This is a genomic window from Paenibacillus polysaccharolyticus (assembly GCF_023714295.1).
Classification (GTDB): domain Bacteria; phylum Bacillota; class Bacilli; order Paenibacillales; family Paenibacillaceae; genus Paenibacillus; species Paenibacillus polysaccharolyticus_A.
Genome location: NZ_JAMAUN010000003.1, coordinates 101,592 through 119,056, shown reverse-complemented (window position 1 = coordinate 119,056; position 17,465 = coordinate 101,592). Strand labels below are relative to the sequence as shown.

Below are 17,465 nucleotides of genomic sequence, written 5' to 3'. Positions count from 1 at the left end.
CATAGATGAGTCTAAAAGTCGTACATCGTACGGCTTTTTTGATATAGAAAAAGGAGCGTACATATGCGAGAAAGCTTGCCATCCTATAGAACAACGCATTTATATTGGAAGCAATATCAGTCATTTTTTCCTGAAGAAGTAAGATTGGATGAAAACAACTCCCCGGAGGAGGAGTGGTGGGAAAGCCATGGAATCCATCTTCATATTGATCGTTTACCCGTGCCAGAATCACCTATCAAAATACTGTTCATTCATGGTGCCGGGGGGAATGGCAGGTTACTCGCTCCCTATGCACGAATGCTACAGCAACATGGATACGAGGTGATATCACCTGATCTGCCGCCGTACGGTCTAAGCTACGCACTGCATGGCACGCGAATGAACTATGAGTTATGGATCACGCTGTTAGATGCCCTGATGGAGAGAGAGTATGAGAAAGAAGGCAAACCTTTCGTTGTATTAGGTAGTAGCATTGGAGGCATGTTGGCCTTTCATGCCAGTGTAAGGAACACACATGTGAAGGGATTAATCGCAACAACATTTGTAGATACGAGTGATCCAGATATGCGCGATCAGATTGCTCCGAATCGGTTCGTCAGTCGTGTGGGTAAATGTATGATGGATCTTTTCCCTGGCGTATTAGATGCTGTACGAATCTCGGTTAAACGGGTTTCTCGAATGGATCTGATTACGAACAACAAGGACCTAACCCGCCTCATTATGAATGATCCACAGGCGGCGGCTACTTCTGTGCCTCTGGAATTATTAAGAACTTTCCTGAATAAAACGCCAGAGGTGAGCCCGGATCAATTCAGTCAGTGCCCGGTTTTGCTGGTGCATCCTGAAATAGACCCGATGACTCCGTTACAGTTCAGTCAACCCTTTTTTGAGCGTCTGGCTGTGGAGAAGGAGTGTGTCATTTTGGAGGGAGCAGGTCATTTTCCGATAGAGCAGCCCGGCTTGAGTCAATTGGAAGAAGCGGTTTTAAAATTTTTGCGAAAAATGCATTAGCTTTGAACTCGTTTCTGATTGATGAAATGAAAATGCAGTGACTTCAAGTCAAGTAAACCGATGAATGGGGTAATCATAAATAGAGAAGAGTATGAGAATAACCCTTCACATGTCATTCCATTGAAAGAAAGGCAGGGATTCAACATGAAAGCTATTGTCATTGATGCATTTGGCGGACCCGAACAATTAAAGGAAAAGGAAGTAGATAAGCCGGCATGCGGTGTGAATCAGGTATTGATCCGTACACATGCAACGTCTGTTAATCCGGTTGACTTCAAAATAAGACAAGGTCACTTAAAAGAAGCAGCGGATCAGTTGCCGATGATTCTGGGCGGTGACGTGGCAGGCACCGTGGTTGAAGCGGGTTCGAACGTGACCCGTTTCAGAGAAGGGGATCGCGTATTCGCCCGCCCACGTCAATTCGGAACCTATGCGGAATATGTTGCTGTTGATGCAGATATCGTGGCCCGGATTCCTGAACAATTGAGCTTCGAGGAGGCAGCAGCGATTCCACTCGCCGCGATGACAGCTTGGCAAGCACTTGTTGATCATGGCCGTTTGGGCAAAGGGCAAAAGGTGCTCATTCATGCCGGTGCGGGTGGAGTAGGCACATATGCCATACAAATTGCCAAATCGTTGGGCGCTGAAGTGGCTTCCACGGCGAGTGCAGCAAACGAAGAACTGCTTCGCTCGTTAGGTGTGGATCATTTCATTAACTATAAGGAACAGGATTTCTCGCAGATTCTCTCAGACTACGATGTCGTACTGGATACGATGGGCGGTGACATCCAGCGAGACAGCTTCAAGGTGTTAAAGTCTGGAGGACGTTTAGCATCTCTTGTGGAACAGCCGGATGAGCAACTGGCTAAGGAAGCTGGCGTGACAGGTAAAGTGTTCATGATGGAGCCAAAGGGAGATCAACTGGAACAGTTGGCCGAACTTGCGGCAGCCGGAAAACTGAAATCGATCATTGATGAAACGTATCCGCTCACTGAGCAGGGTTTGCGTGATGCACACGAAAAAAGTGAATCTCACCATACACGGGGCAAACTGGTCATTACTGCGGATTAGTCTGGAATGGGTGAGCTACCAAGCTGGCAGAAGCCTGCACTGAGAAAAATGTTCATATATTGGAACGGACGTTTCTCAACCTAAATCACATGCCGTTCTCCATATAGGAGAGTGGCTTTTTTAATTTTTCCTTATTAGTTTATACATTTTTCAGATTGGACAAAGAATTATTATAGATTGGCAACGCTAAAGGAAATCGAGGAGGTAAAGGAGGACCAACGGGCAATCAGAAAGCTGTAACTCACGGACTCTTCCGTAAGTTCGAGCCATTGCGATTATTGTTATGGAAACAGTTAATGGAATCGATGTTAATCATTCTATTTTGATAATCATAGGGAAATGGATGAGGAAAGTTATTTTAAAGACTGTTAAGAGTCATTTCACAGAAAAAAATATGTAAGTACATTAAAGTCAGAAAAACAAATGAAAGGTTCATAGAGCAATAGTTTAGTCAGTAATTGATCGCACAAGTACAAGTACCGTTCGTGAATATATTTGTATTTGGAAATCGGGCAAGAATGAAAACGCACAGCTGCACATCCGGCATATAAGGGGCGTTCCTCTTCTGGCCCGATTTCCAATTCTCAGAAATATTATAAATGGAATATATTAACTTTAATAATCTATCTGTATAATTTAATATAAAAAATGTAATAAAAAACTATTTATTTAATTTTTGAGTTTTAAATTACAAAAAAATGAAATGGAGAGTGATTAGCTTGAGAAAAACTAAGAAGTTTGTTACGGGCTTTATCGCAATGTCATTATTATTATCAGTTCCAGTAACTGCTGGCGCGTCAGCAGTTGGTGTGGAAGAATCACAAAAAACTGCTAATTCAGTTACTTCACAATCAATTACTGGTATCGAAACTCCTGAGGAATACATAGCTTATCTAAACCAACTTCAAGATGAATCTTTCTCGGTACAATCTTTACGGAGCACAGCGGTAGTAGGCTCACAGGATGTTAATCAATTTTTGAACAAGTATGTGAACTTACCTAAGAATAAGCAGCAACAGTTTTTAGACTATCTAAATAATCCGGAATTTATTAGAACAGTATTTTCTGCCATGAATGGGGACTTGGGCAGTGAGCTATTATATAACGGTGATTTGGTAGTTACCAGTTCAGTGCATGAAGCGACTCCTGCATATTCCACAAGTGAAATCTCTATTATGGCTGTAGGTGATACCAAAGATCATTCATTGTACCATGAGCATTCTGCATCCTTATTTGGTCTGGATTTTATTAAAACCCGTGTAGAAATGTCTTACAGAACAACTGAAGTAAAAACAAACTCAAGTCAAATCACAAAAATTCTAAATAGCAATGGAATACTGGTTCAAAACTTTTATCCAGGTGCAGACATTACAAAGTCTGAGCATAACCCAGTTATTGCTTCAGATAAATTAACTGCTAAATTTAACGTTGATTGGTCATGGAACTTTATTTGGGATAAACTTGGATTAACCATTGGAGTCAAGAGACAATGGATGGAAGTGAATAAAGCTGGATCTGGATATGGGGGCACTTATAATCTATAATAATTATGTTATAATGTACTTAAGTGGATATGGAAATATATAACATATATTCTGAAACGGGGGGCTAGTGTGAAATTAAACAAAAAAACAGTAATAATAGTATCATCTATTGTCTCTATACTATTAATTCTACCCCTGATGTATTTCATTTTTTTTGTAATCTTATTTAACTCGTAACAGTAAATTATTTTTTGAAACATGAAAGACCCTGTCGCTTGTGACATGGTCTTTTTTGTTTATGTTTTATAAGTTAATGGGGTATGTGATTTAACCATCATATGTGAAATTTATATTGACTCTTTAGATAAGTTAAATCTTCTTGTAACTCCTCTGTAGTTATATAATCGATATGTAATTAAAGCAAAGTGCGCAACGCATTTGCTGTGGACTGTATGGACGCCAATCTTTTAAAAGAGTCACTCGATTCGCCAAAAGCGTCATTTTATAGCCAGAAAACGTAATTTGATTAACCACTATCGTACATATAACAGCTGAAATCGTTCCTGCACTGGAGTGGCCTTTTTTATTGGAGGAATTGAAGAGAATCAGCAGCAGAAGACGGAAGAAGATATGCATCCGTCTCATCAAGCAACCGGAGATAAAGATTGTGTATGGGGCAGATGGGATGGTGTGAAGGAGAAGAGTTGAAACAATTCGCTGTCCTCAAAGAAGCTGAAGAACATTTGGTCGATTTCTTCAATACATACGAAGATGTTGATTTCTTAGGAAAATATCTTGTGAAAAACAAAGGATTAATTTGTTTATTTAGTAATTATTAGGGTTTTCATCTTAATAAACTATACCAGTACAGTAGATTGTTGGATAAAACTGGACACAATACAGCGTATAATGATCATGGTTAGTGAACTTGTGCAGGAGAAGTTATCTTGAATGATCGCTGCAAAGATGTAATCGATGTTGTATCGTTCATCTTCTGACAGTTGTACCTACTAACAAATTAACTCAGCTTCTTCACCAATGTGCAACGTTGATATATAATAGGGGGAATTTATTCCATTCTGCATATGAGGTGAAACGGATGACCAATGAACTTATTCAAGCCATTCAGCTGTTGAAAGAAAAGAAATGGGTAGATCTGACTCATACCTTCGGTCCGGCATCGCCGCATTTCTCTGCTTTTGATGCTGCGGAGTTTGATACGCTGTTTAATCATGATCAAGGTTTCTTCGCTCAAAGCTTCAAGTTCCCCGGCCAGTACGGCACCCATCTGGATGCACCGATTCATTTTGTGCGTGGTACGCGTTACTTGGACGAACTGGGACTTAAAGAGCTTGTTTTGCCTCTCTTCGTGATCGATCAGTCTGTTGCAGTGAAGAACAATCCCGATTTTACTTTGGAAGTGGAGCATATCCTCGAATTCGAGAGGGAGCATGGCAAGATCGAAGCAGGCAGCTTCGTAGCTCTGCGAACCGATTGGAGTAAACGCTGGCCGAACCATGAAGACTTTGACAACAAGGATGCCGATGGGAACAGCCACGCACCCGGATGGTCTGTTGCTGCATTGAAGTTCTTGTTCGAAGAACGAAACATTAAAGCGATTGGTCACGAAACGTTTGATACCGATGCCGCGGTAGATTATCAGAAGAACGGTGCACTTCTGGCGGAGTATTATGTGCTTGCACAGGATACATATCAGGTCGAATTGTTAACGAACCTGGATCAGGTTCCTGCTAAAGGAGCTGTCATATTCAACATCGTTCCGAAAGCAGAGAAGGCATCAGGATTTCCGGTGCGCTCATTTGCTATCCTGCCTTAAAATTCTATAGACCAAAACGTAAGTGTAAGCTACTTTAACATTATAAAATATATGTAGAGAATCAAGGGAGGCTTATGTGGCCTCCTTTTTTTGGTTTGAAATCTATCTATTTATGACTCGAAGAGGAATGAGAGCTAAATCGCTCAGAGATGTTTTTCTTGGTCTTGCGTCGCCGCATCCATCGCTTGAACAAACCTTCCTCTTTGCGTTCCTGTAATGTTTCCTTCATGCCCTGAATCATGAACTCGGATCGGCGTCTGTCGTCACGGCTGATCTTACGTAATTCCTTAATAAATTTGTCGTCCATCGTATTATGCCTCGCTCATTAAGTGTATAAAATCATTATACCGAACATATGTTCTTTTATCAAGTTTTACCATCTAAATGGATTGGTGTTGATTAGTTTGATACCGCCAGTGAAAAGAAGCACAGGTTCTAATCCTTATTTGTGAGAAGATGGTGCAGTAAGTACGTTTATTTGTTTCAATGGCCTGTGACTAATAAGGATACGAGGGGAGCGGTTCATGATGACAGAGCGTTTAGACAAATCCGAAAAATCAGACAAATCATATTTACTGGCAGCGATGCATGCCTTGCTGGGAATTGGGGCAGTCGTTGGAGGATTATTGCTGATGATCGATCCGTCAGGAAAATTGTTGAACATGCCTCTTACTCTACTGGAGAAAGCCCCTTTTTTCGATTTTTTAATTCCAGGATTGATATTGTTCATGGTTCTTGGAATGCTCCCTATCGTTATTTGCATTGCTCTTGTGAGAAGGGTTCATTGGACGTTAGCGAAGAAGTTGAATCTTTACCCCGAACGTTACTGGGCATGGACGTTTTCCTTGTATACGGGGTTTGCTCTACTCATCTGGATCATCGTGCAAGTTTACGTTATTCAGACCGTCTCCTCCATTCATTTGTTTTATTTTGTCTGGGGATTGGGCATTCAGGTAGTTACTTTGCTCCCAGACATACAGCGGAGATATACCGTTTGAACGGAGGTAATACATTTCGTTATCCGAGGGGGTGCGATGCTTTTCCATATTGACAAGAAAATTTTAAGCCTGCATACTTATGATATTTACTTTATAAAGTATATTTATTAAGTGGCGATATAATCCCACCTTGAATGGAGGCATGTTGTTGGAGAGGGGGGTTATGGATCACATAAAATAAGGAGGTAAGTGGGATGGCTTATGTAATCATGGCTCTAATCATCTGGATAGGTGTGTATGTGAATATGGCTGTGTCCAAACAGCCGATGGACGTAAAACCAGTGCGATCTATAGATGACTTATTTGAATGAACATCGGAGTGAGTATTATGTGTAGAAGCGATGTATTATGTTATGATATGCAGTACGATAACATGAATACGATTGCTTTGGTCTGTTGAACCGGAGTAGAAACGAGAGGCTTATGAAAAAGGCAAACGCTACAATGATGAAACACATCAATATGAATAATGTGCGTGAAGTCATGCAGCAACAGGAAACCGCAACGAAACCGCAGCTTGCTTCATTAACAAATCTTAGTGTAGTTACCATTAACGCTCTAATTCAGGAGTTATGTGATGGCGGAGAGCTGATTCAAGATCAGATCGTTCCTTCGAACGGTGGTCGCCCTGCCCAAGCATACCGATACAATTACAATTATAGACTTGCGCTGGTTTTGTCCATGAAAGAAATGAAAGGTCAGGGGTTAATCTCGGCCACGGTCATCAATCTTGAGAATGAGATTGTGCTGAAGGAAGAGAACATGCTGCCTGTTTTTGATAAACAGCATGTGTTGCATCTTATAACACGATTCATTGCGGCACATCCTTCCATCCATATGATCGGAATTGGTATCCCGGGCCAGGCTGTCGACGGGGATATCACGGTAAGTAGCCATGATGAGCTTATTCATTCCCATCTGATTCGGGAGATTGAGCGTGAATTCCAGTTACCTGTAATTGTAGAGAATGATGTCAATGCAGCGGTTAGCGGCTACTACACACAACATATGCATACTAAGGGGCAGGATGTAGCGGGCATTTATTTTCCAAATCGTTACCCGCCTGGTATGGGCATGGTTCTGAACGGACAAATCATCCGTGGCAAAAACGGGATGTTCGGTGAGATCAAGTATCTTCCGTACTCACCCGACTGGAAACAGGAAATGAGCAACGAAGACTATACGGGTCATGTGTGCCGGATTCTACAAACGGTTAATGCGGTTGTTGCCCCTCATCAGATTGTCATCTATCAGGAGCGAGTGGAGACAGAGGTGCTCGACGCGGCGTGGAGACAATATGTAAAGGAGCATATGATGCCGACACTGCCTGAGATTGTATACCAGAACTCGTTTCAGGATGACTTCGATGCAGGGCTAAGAGATGTGGTTCTTCAAGCTTTGAAATCCTCAATTTTGTCTGAAGTCTTATAATCCGCAGGATAAGTTCTGTGGATTTTTTTGTGCAAAATGAGTCCACGAATTTTCCCGGAATTTCTTGTTGACATGAAACCAGTTACACGGGATACGATTCTTTTATGGCAAGAAGAGCTTTCTGCACACTTTATAAATATTGTTTATAAACATATTTTATAAAGGTGATTTTGAATTTTCACGAGCTTCAGAGGTTCTTTAAGACGTTTGCCAACAACATCTATCAATCATCTGGAGGGCACATCATGATTAAACTGGTTGTAACCGATTTGGACGGAACTTTTCTAAACAGTCAAGGATCATTTGATATGGAGTTATTCAACGAAGTTTATGAGGAGATGAAACGTAAAGACATTACTTTTGCGGCGTGTACAGGAAAGCAGTGCGAACGGGTGGAGAAATTATTCGGCCAACATGGCAGAGGTGTTTGGATTCTTGGGGACAGCGCAGCCCGCATCAAGAAGGAAGGGAAGGTGGTTCGGGAGTTTAGCATGGAGCCTACGCTAGCACTGCAAGCCATTCAGGAAATTCAGTCATTTGATCCCCAACTGACCATCATCGTATGTGCAAGCGATGCCGCTTATGTACATTCTTCCATTTCGGATGAGATGTATAAAGTGGTGAGGAGTTCGTATGAACAGGTCATCCAAATCGATTCTTTTGCAAACATCAGTAACTCTTTTATTAAAATTACGGTATTTGATACACACGGACGCTGTACAGCGCTGCGAAAACATGTGGAACAGACGATGGAAGGGCAAATCTATATTGTTGATTCTGAACCGAGGTGGCTGGATATTACGGCGCTGCATACGCACAAAGGTGAAACGGTCAAAGCATTGCAGGAGCTGCTTGGGGTAACTTCAAGCGAAACGATGTCCTTCGGTGACGGAGAAAATGATGTAGAGCTTATGGCTATTGCCAAATACAGCTTTGCTGTGAGCAATGCATGCGAGAATACCAAACGTGCCGCACAATTCATTACGAAATCCAATGACGAAAATGGTGTATTACGCACGATTCAGGCGATCATGGATTTACAGCAATAAACATAAGATGAGGGGGAATCGTGATGCGTGAAGAAGAGAGAATTATGAAGGGAATGTTATTCAGTCCGGCTGATCCGGAACTGAAGGGAATCAAAAGAAAAGCTCATCATCTCAGTCAGCGTTATAGCCAAACCTTTGAAGATCAGACGGAGGAAAGACAGCAGATACTACAACAGTTATTGGGGGAGATGGGGGAAGGCGGATTTATGCAGGGCCCGATCTTCTTTCACTATGGGGTGCATACCCGGATCGGCCATCACTTTTTTGCGAATTACAATCTGACCATACAGGATGATGCACAAGTTACGATTGGAGATTACACCAGCTTTGGTCCTAATGTGACGATCGTTACGCCTGTTCACCCTTTGATTGCGAGTGAACGGAGACAGATGCTGAATCAACATGGTGAGCTGAAATCACTCTGTTATGCCAAACCCGTTACGATTGGTGATGATGTGTGGTTGTCCGCGAATGTGACAGTATGCGGAGGTGTCACGATTGGAGACGGATGTGTCATTGGGGCAGGGAGCGTGGTTACACGTGACATTCCACCGCATTCGCTTGCAGCTGGTGTGCCGTGTAGAGTGATCCGCAGCATTACAGAAGCGGATAGCATGAGGCATTATCCCGACATTTTGGCAGATTGCCAAGTGCCGGAATGATGGATAGGAAAAAGGCTGTCACCGCTGGATCTGCATGATCCTGGTGACAGCCTTTTGTGTTCAGGTGGTTTATTTTGACGCGTTATACTTGCTCAGGAATTCTTTCACTTTGGCTGGATCAGCCTTAAGTTCATTCCCGGTTTGCACAAGTGGGCTTACGGTGGAGTAAGCTTTCAGCTTGTTGTTTTTGTAGAATTGCAGAATCTCATCCTGATTAATGGAATAGAGTACCGCCTTTCTCAGATCACTGCTCTTGGCCACTTCACGATTGGCTGTGTTAAACAGCAGATAGGATACGGCATTACTTGGAATGCTTTGCAAGTGCAATTTGCTGTCATTCTGGATAATGTCGTATTTTGTCTCAGGTACCCCGTAATACAGGTGGATTTCACTGCTGCGAAGCGCAGAGAGAGCACTGTCTGCATCGGCAATGAAGCGTACGTTTACTTGATCAATCTTCGGTGCGAAGTCCGAACCTTTGCGGTATCCCGGGTTTTTCAGGAACACCCCTTCGTAGTCGTTTTTATAAGAAAGAATGTAAGGGCCGCTTGTATAAAGTGTGTTGTTATAGCTGGCACCCTCAGTCACGGTGTTCTGATCGCCATAAGGAATATCCTTGTTCACATCGAAGGATGCGACATCATACGTATTGATACTTTCGACTTGTTTCTTGGATACGATCCCGGCCGATTGGTGTGCCAGATAGTTCAGCACTTGCGGGAACGGTTCAGTCGTAGTCACTTTAACCACCTGGTATTTGCCTGCACCGTTATTAGCCTGTTTTTTGTCGCCAACCAGTTCCTTGATATCGCTGTCGAGTCCTTGATTCAGGGCTTCCAGCACGGTTCCGCTACTCCCGGATTGTTTCGCTGACTCCAGTACGCTCAGGTCTGTAACGAGTTCCGCTTGTTTGATATGTTCATGCAGACTGTACGTACGGTGATCCGGAACGGAATCTTTATTTTTGGCACGGTCGAGGGAGAAGATGACGTCATCTGCGCCTACACGCTCTCCGGTATCGACTGCCTTTTTGTTTTCGATTTTAGCAAAGTTGATATCGTCACGAAGTACAAAATAGTACTCGGAATTGCCATCTGCAATCGTGAAATTACGTGAGAGCGATCCATCTGCTGTCAGTTGATCGTCATCCGTCAGATTCACCAAACGAACATACATATTGGTATTGAGTTGGTTGATGGAACCGTCGTTTCCTTTGATCGGATCGAGGGAAGTCAGTACAGATGCTGCTTGTGTCAGAATCAACGGATCTTTACTGTTTTTGGAGCTGTCCTTGAACTCAATCGGTTCCCACGCCATGGCACGGGATTTGGACAGACGAACGGTATCGACATTCAAAATGTCTTTGTTCACCGCCTGACTTTTCAGAGAAATATACAGCGGAGCGATGTACGCCTGATCTGTAACTAAACGGTCTTCCAACTTTTTATACGTTTCTTTGTACTCATCAGGTGTCTGCGTAGCGGCCTGATCGATTAGTTTATCGATCTCTTGATCCGCCAGAATACTGTAATCCCCGCCTGTTTTGAAAAGAGAGCGAACGGCATAGTCGGGATTGCCCGTTACCGTTGTCCAGCTGGACAATGCGATATCATAGTTGCCAGCGTCCTGCTGGGACTTAAAGCTTCCGTAATCCGGTTGCAGGTTCAGCTTCACATTGAAGCCGTTTTTGGTCAGCTGATCACGGATGATGTTGACATCATTCTCGGAAGAACTCATGGCAAGCAATTCAATGTCAACCGCTTTTGATGTGGTCTCTGTTGTATCGGAAGGTTGGTTCTGCTCCTGCGATTCGGTTTTGGTTTTCACATTGCAGCCGGAGATCACCAGCACGAGAATCAGCAGCAAGGCGACAAGTGTACGTTTTTTCATGAGAATACCTCCATTGTATTAATAGATGTGATGTATGATTTTTTTTTTTGAACTATTCATTTACACAGGAACGGAGAGGACAGAAAAAACCTGAAAAAGCGGAGCGCTCGCCTAAAAGCTTTCTGTAAGAAAGCTACTTCGGAAGCATACGCTTATCACCGGATTTTCCCCTTTCGGAAAGGGAATCAAAAAAATCTGGGGATAACAGCGATTGCAAGGTTATTCTGTCATTGGAGTGCTTCGTGTAAACCTCTTTTAGTTCAACTTAATAAATCCATCGTCACGCCTTCTCCAGTTTGGGATCAAGTGCATCCCGCAGTCCATCACCGAGAAAGTTAAACGAAAGAACAAGCAGAATAATCGCCAGTCCCGGATAAATTGCCAGATACGAATGAGTCTCCAGATAGGTGCTGCCCAGCTTCAGAATGTTGCCCCATTCCGGAATATGTGGTTCTACACCCAGCCCGAGGTAACTCAAACTGCTGGTTGCAATGACAGCTCCACCAATCGTCAATGTGGATTTGATAATCATCGGTGCGAGCGAGTTGGGAATGATGTGTCTGAAAATAATCGTACGATTGGTATATCCCAAGGCACGCGCCGCTTCAACAAACTCAAAGGTCGACACATAGAGCACACTGGCTCGCATCGTTCGGGCATAAGTAGGAATCGAGCCGAGGCTCAGAGCCACGATCAGATTTACCGTGTTAGCACCGAAAGCCGCGATAATCGCGATGGCGAGCAAAATACCCGGAATGGCGTACAGAATATCCAGCAGTCGCATGATAATGTTATCCGTATGTCTTCCGTAGAAACCCGAGAAGGCACCCAGCACACCGCCAATCACAACCGGAATCAGGGTGGACATAAAACCGACAATCAAGGAAATCCGTGCACCAAACACGATTCGTGAAAATAGACATCGACCGAAATCATCCGTTCCTAGCGGATAGGCCAGAGAAGGTGACTGAAGCAGGGCCGAATAATTATTTTCCACCGCCATGCTGTAGTCGAAGGTAAAGAAACTACATATGGAGATGGAGAACAGGAAGATGATGAAAAAGAGTCCGGACATCGCGGTCATATTGGGAGCAAGACGTTCCCACAGATCATTCCAAAAATTTGTTCCATGCTTCCCTTGTCTGCGGAGCCGGCGAAGGATCGAGATCCCCAGCAGCAACGCGAAAACGTTGCCCGTAATCACGCTAACGATCATCACTCCACCTACAACCATCATCCAGCGAGGCAGAGGAGAAGTCGCATCATACCTTGATACAATGATCAATACGATCAAATCCATGATCAGAATACATAACAGCGCCGCCATCGAAGATAGAAAGGTATCGGCAACATAAGGCTTGAACACATTCAGGGCCGATACACCGATCACAAATAACTGGGTTAACAGTGCGTATACAGCAAATGTATATTCAATACTTTTTCGTTTCCGAATCAGATGGAAGGCAGCCGTTACGATGAAAACATTACCTGTCCAAGCAGCCAGCAACTGTACCCAAGCAAGTCTACGTGTCAGAACACGTAGACCCCCGTGCTGTATTAAGTCCTGTCTGATTCGAATCAGAAGCAGACTCTGAATGAGGGTGAAGAATAGATAAATGCCGGCTACTCCGGCTATAAAAGGCTTGAACGCCTGCCCGCTCCAGTCATAACTGTTCAGCAGTAATAACAGGGTCAGCAGAACCGAAGTGATCCATGCAAAGCTGGCCTGGCTGTATTCATGCGAAGACTTGAGCCGGAAACGGATTTCCTGCGTAAGGGAGCTTGATTTTGTCATAGTACACCTGCTTTAATATTGTTTCATTTTGGAGCGAACCCTTGGATCGATAAACGCGTAAAACAGGTCAACGACAACATTCACAATGGAGATCGTAATCGCGGTGTAGATTACTCCGCCCATGATACTCGGAATATCGGGTATGAATTGTTTATCCACGATGTAACTTCCCAGTCCGCTAATGTTAAATACCTTCTCTGTCACAGCGGCCCCTCCAAGCATAGCTCCGAATTGAAGACCCACGACAGTAATGATAGGAATCAGCGCGTTACGCACCGCGTGCTTCAGCATCACTTGACGTTCACTTAGGCCCTTGGCCCGGGCAGTCATGACATAATCCTCCTGAATGACCTCCAGTGTGGATGAACGGGTCATACGCGCAACCGCAGCTGTAAGTCCCGTACCTAATACGATGACCGGCATAATCATGGACAGCCAGTTCTGTGGGTTAAAGGTAGCAGGAAGCCACTGCATTTTTATTGAAAAATTCAGGATGAAAATCAGTCCCTGCCAGAAGTTCGGAATGGACAGTCCAATGAGAGCGACGAACATAAATGTATAGTCGAACCATGAATTAGGCTTGAGCGCCGAAATAATGCCAATAGGCAAAGCGATGGCAACAGCGAACAAAAGTGAAATTACGGCGAGTGTCAGCGTAATCGGGAACTTTCGAGCAATCGTTGCCGTCACGTCCTCATTTCCGGCAAACGACTTGCCAAGATCAAACATGGCAACACCCTTGATATTGTTCCAAAGCTGTGTCAGATAAGGCTGATCCAGGCCGTACACATGATTAAAGGCTGCAATCTGTTCTTGTGTTGCTGTTACGCCGAGAATGTTGGCCGCCGGGTTGAACGGAGATAAGTACAGAATCGTAAATACTAGCGTCGCTACACCCAGAATGACTAAGATGGTCATGAGCAGTCTTTCAAATATGTATTTTAGATAAGCATTACCATACACCAATAGAGTCAGATACATTAGACAGCCTGGGATGATCGATAAGGCTAGAAACCAAGGCTTCGCTATTAAAATACCGAATGTATCTTGAATCGCGAGACGATGCCTTCCCTTTTCTTCTAAATTTCGGGATGCACGTTCTAGCAACTCCTTCTGAAACGTTTCCTCAAGCCAGTTCTCAGCCTGTTTTTTGAATGTTGCCTCACTGACCTCTTGCTTGAAGAAACGATACTTGCGTCTCAGTTGTTCTTCCAGTTCCAAGCGTTTGGTATCCCGATAGGAAGAGTTGTTCATCTCCTGTTCAACCTGTTGTTTTACAGTTGACCAGTCGTCTTTTTTACGTTTGGAACGCCAGACCTTATATACGATCAAGTTAATCGGTAATCCGAGAATGATCAATACATATCGATAGACGGGATGAAGCAGCATTTTGCCATAAATAAAACGTAGATGATTCACCAGACGGGAGGTATGATGATTTTCCGCTTCAGCTGTCAAACGGTAACCCTCCTTTCACTGAAGTATAAATTGCATTATTCCGATCAATATAGTATATATTATGTAGGGTGTGTTTAATTGTCAAGGTATGGAATTGATTACATATGAGAAGATAGAGCAGATATGAAAGGAATGGTGCACGTCGTGGAACCTTTGCTGAGAGTAAATGATTTGTCCGTCTCTTTTTACACGGGTGATAGTGAGTTTCAGGCGGTCAAGCAGGTTAGCTTTGAACTGCGGAAAGGGGAAACGCTGGGCATTGTTGGAGAATCAGGCAGTGGTAAGAGCGTAACCGCACGCTCCATTATGAGGTTGCTTGCCTCTCCCCCATCACAGATGAAATCGGGTGAAATTCTATTTAAAGGTATGGATCTCGCCGGGAAATCACAAAAAGAGATGGAGCATATTCGTGGCCGGGACATCGGTATGATTTTCCAAGACCCCATGAGCTCGCTTAATCCAACGATCAAGATTGGTCAGCAAATCTCGGAAAGTTTGATCAAACACCAGAAGTTATCGAAAAGGGAAGCGAAAAAACAAGCCATCGCCATGATGGAACGAATAGGCATCAAACAAAGCGCTATCCGTTATAATCAGTATCCGCATGAATTTTCCGGTGGCATGCGTCAGCGGGTGATGATTGGTATCGCCCTTGCTTGTCGTCCTGAACTATTAATCGCCGATGAGCCGACTACGGCTCTGGATGTAACGATTCAGGCACAGATTTTGAACCTGATGAAGGATATGCAAGAGCAGATGGGTACGTCGATTATTCTGATTACACATGACTTGGGTGTGGTTGCCGGCATGTGTGACAGGGTGGTTGTAATGAAAGAGGGAGAGATCGTGGAGACGGGCACCACGGCGGAGATTTTTGCGAATCCTAAACATCCGTATACCATCCGTCTGTTGAACGCACTGCCTAGGCTGGATGAGAAGAAGAAGCCGAAGCTAGTCTCTCAGGTACCCAAAGATTTGGAAGACGATCAGCCGTTGCTGGAGGTCAAATCTCTCAAACAGTATTTTAACCTCGGCAAAGGCAATACGTTAAAAGCCGTGAACGATATCAGCTTTCATATCCGTCAAGGGGAAACACTTGGCGTTGTAGGAGAGTCAGGTAGCGGGAAATCTACCACGGGACGAGCGATTCTGCGTCTGCATGAGCCAACGGGGGGTGATGTGCTGTTCAAAGGCATTCCGTTGCAGCGACTCTCGCCTGGTGAGATGAAAACGATGCGACGACATATGCAGATCATTTTCCAAGATCCGTATGCTTCTCTAAATCCCAAAATGAGAATTATGGACATCATTGGCGAGGCGCTTGATATCCATCAGCTTGCAGGTAATGCCGCTCAGCGACAGAAGCGAGTTGAAGAACTGCTGGAGATGGTGGGGCTTGAACCGTCACATGCACAGCGATATCCCCATGAGTTCTCGGGAGGACAACGTCAGCGAATTGGCATTGCAAGAGCGCTGGCGGTAGAGCCTGAATTTATCGTTTGTGATGAGCCGTTGTCGGCACTCGATGTCTCTATTCAGGCGCAGATTGTGCAGTTGCTTGAAGAGCTGCAACAGCGCTTGGGTCTAACGTATTTGTTCATCGCGCATGATCTGTCGATGGTCAAACATATCAGTAATCGTGTTGCTGTGATGTATAACGGAAAAATTGTGGAACTGGCTGAGAGTGAAGAACTGTATGCTAATCCGCAGCACCCGTATACGAAAGCCTTACTATCGGCAATTCCGGTTCCTGATCCGGCGGTAGAGAAGAATAAGCCACGTATCGGTTGGGTAGATCAGGAGAAGGAAACCAGTGGCACGGGAGACCGATACAATCTGGAGCATTCCCGCTGGGTCGAAGTGAAAGAAGGACATTGGGTGGCCCTGTCTGGTTAAACAGTTTTGTTTAGTTATATAAAAAACAAAGAACCCCGGCATGATCTGTTCAGATCACAACCGGGGTTTTGGTTTTATTTGAATTGAACCGACTTCTTAATGTTATCGATCTCGGCTTTGCTATCTTCATCAAGATAAGTGAAGATGAAGTTGAACGCATAACCTTCAATAATTGTGCTGTAGTATTCTTGAGTGATTTTGCTTCCGTCCCCTGCATCCGTCGTGATCTGCATCAGATCCATTTCTTTGCCACCGATGGTTTCTTTGGTGAAGTCCTTGTATTCATAAGGGAAGTTGCTGTCTTCCATGAACTTCTTGGTAGCTTTCAGGTAGTCCTCCCCTGTACGAATGCCTTGCAACAAGCTAACTTTCTCGGCAATGGCCATTGCAGAAGGGCCGATCTGGCCGCCATCAAGCGGATATTGGGATGCCATGAGCAGGTTCAATGTCTTCGTTTGAGACAGTTCCATCTGCTTTTTCTTCTTTTCATCGTCACCGGCAATGGCTTCAGAGGAAGCACTCGTCAGTTGGTTCATGCCCTCGGCATCCTGATACTCCCATGCCTCAGGGAATTTCAGGGATACGCCAAAATAGTCATTCGTGTAAGAACCCTTTTGTGTTGTCCCCAGCTCTACTTTGGACGAGTTGTCGGTTTCTTCGTTACCTTCGCTGGACGCTGCTGATTTGTCGGCATCGTCGGTTTTGGCTGTGCCAGAATCTGCGCCTGTAGTTGTTTCGGCGGCTGCAGGTTCGTTTGATTTTGCATTGTTATCTGCTTTGTCTCCGCAGGCAGCGACTACGATCATCATCATGATGAGCATAGCGAATAAAGATGTTTTTTTCGTAATAGACATAATACCCTCCTGAGATGTGTGAGTTATTC

At 44.1% G+C, this 17,465-nt stretch carries 15 protein-coding genes; 10 read left to right on the top strand and 5 right to left on the bottom strand.

Annotation, left to right across the window (positions count from 1 at the left end):
• Positions 1–63: 63 nt before the first annotated feature.
• The 5 genes from M3629_RS11455 (at position 64) to M3629_RS11435 (ending at position 5,403) form a co-directional block, all read left to right on the top strand.
• The gene (locus tag M3629_RS11455) at positions 64–1,011 is read left to right on the top strand and encodes an alpha/beta hydrolase (protein ID WP_251506091.1); all 948 of its coding nucleotides are present in this window, start codon (positions 64–66) and stop codon (positions 1,009–1,011) included.
• Positions 1,012–1,155: 144 nt separating this feature from the next.
• On the top strand, positions 1,156–2,082 hold the full coding sequence (locus M3629_RS11450) for an NADP-dependent oxidoreductase (RefSeq protein WP_251506088.1): 927 nt from the start codon (positions 1,156–1,158) through the stop codon (positions 2,080–2,082).
• Between the two features lie 719 nt (positions 2,083–2,801).
• The gene (locus M3629_RS11445; RefSeq protein WP_251506085.1) at positions 2,802–3,626 is read left to right on the top strand and encodes a hypothetical protein; all 825 of its coding nucleotides are present in this window, start codon (positions 2,802–2,804) and stop codon (positions 3,624–3,626) included.
• A 611-nt stretch (positions 3,627–4,237) separates the two neighbouring features.
• Positions 4,238–4,405, top strand: coding sequence for a hypothetical protein (locus tag M3629_RS11440; protein ID WP_251506083.1), 168 nt, complete (start codon positions 4,238–4,240; stop codon positions 4,403–4,405).
• 260 nt (positions 4,406–4,665) lie between these two features.
• Positions 4,666–5,403 (top strand): cyclase family protein, encoded by a 738-nt coding sequence (locus M3629_RS11435; RefSeq protein ID WP_251506080.1) that lies wholly within the window; start codon positions 4,666–4,668, stop codon positions 5,401–5,403.
• Between the two features lie 106 nt (positions 5,404–5,509).
• On the opposite strand, the gene M3629_RS11430 is transcribed toward M3629_RS11435, so the two are convergent.
• Positions 5,510–5,710 (bottom strand): hypothetical protein, encoded by a 201-nt coding sequence (locus M3629_RS11430; RefSeq protein WP_251506077.1) that lies wholly within the window; start codon positions 5,708–5,710, stop codon positions 5,510–5,512.
• 217 nt (positions 5,711–5,927) lie between these two features.
• On the opposite strand from M3629_RS11430, the gene M3629_RS11425 reads away from it, so the two are divergent.
• From M3629_RS11425 to M3629_RS11410, 4 genes are all read left to right on the top strand, one after another.
• Positions 5,928–6,401: a hypothetical protein gene (locus M3629_RS11425; protein WP_251506074.1), complete on the top strand. Its 474-nt coding sequence runs from the start codon at positions 5,928–5,930 to the stop codon at positions 6,399–6,401.
• Positions 6,402–6,824: 423 nt separating this feature from the next.
• A complete protein-coding gene (locus tag M3629_RS11420) occupies positions 6,825–7,832 on the top strand; it encodes an ROK family protein (RefSeq protein WP_251506071.1) in 1,008 nt (335 codons plus the stop codon).
• Between the two features lie 245 nt (positions 7,833–8,077).
• A complete protein-coding gene (locus M3629_RS11415; protein ID WP_251506068.1) occupies positions 8,078–8,881 on the top strand; it encodes an HAD-IIB family hydrolase in 804 nt (267 codons plus the stop codon).
• A 23-nt stretch (positions 8,882–8,904) separates the two neighbouring features.
• Entirely contained in the window at positions 8,905–9,543 is a 639-nt protein-coding gene (locus tag M3629_RS11410) for a sugar O-acetyltransferase (protein WP_251506065.1), read from the top strand.
• Between the two features lie 69 nt (positions 9,544–9,612).
• Here the strand turns inward: M3629_RS11410 and M3629_RS11405 are convergent, their stop codons facing one another.
• The 3 genes from M3629_RS11405 to M3629_RS11395 all read right to left on the bottom strand — a co-directional run bounded on the left by M3629_RS11405 (position 9,613) and on the right by M3629_RS11395 (position 14,617).
• Positions 9,613–11,433, bottom strand: a complete 1,821-nt coding sequence (locus M3629_RS11405) for an ABC transporter substrate-binding protein (protein ID WP_251506064.1) — start codon at positions 11,431–11,433, stop codon at positions 9,613–9,615.
• Positions 11,434–11,713: 280 nt separating this feature from the next.
• Positions 11,714–13,228 (bottom strand): ABC transporter permease, encoded by a 1,515-nt coding sequence (locus tag M3629_RS11400; RefSeq protein WP_251506061.1) that lies wholly within the window; start codon positions 13,226–13,228, stop codon positions 11,714–11,716.
• 12 nt (positions 13,229–13,240) lie between these two features.
• Positions 13,241–14,617, bottom strand: a complete 1,377-nt coding sequence (locus M3629_RS11395) for an ABC transporter permease (RefSeq protein WP_251506584.1) — start codon at positions 14,615–14,617, stop codon at positions 13,241–13,243.
• A 213-nt stretch (positions 14,618–14,830) separates the two neighbouring features.
• On the opposite strand from M3629_RS11395, the gene M3629_RS11390 reads away from it, so the two are divergent.
• Positions 14,831–16,582, top strand: a complete 1,752-nt coding sequence (locus M3629_RS11390) for an ABC transporter ATP-binding protein (RefSeq protein ID WP_251506582.1) — start codon at positions 14,831–14,833, stop codon at positions 16,580–16,582.
• Positions 16,583–16,656: 74 nt separating this feature from the next.
• Here M3629_RS11390 and M3629_RS11385 read toward each other — a convergent pair whose 3' ends face one another.
• Complete coding sequence (locus tag M3629_RS11385; protein ID WP_251506058.1) at positions 16,657–17,436, bottom strand: hypothetical protein; 780 nt, start codon at positions 17,434–17,436, stop codon at positions 16,657–16,659.
• Between the last annotated feature and the right edge of the window lie 29 nt (positions 17,437–17,465).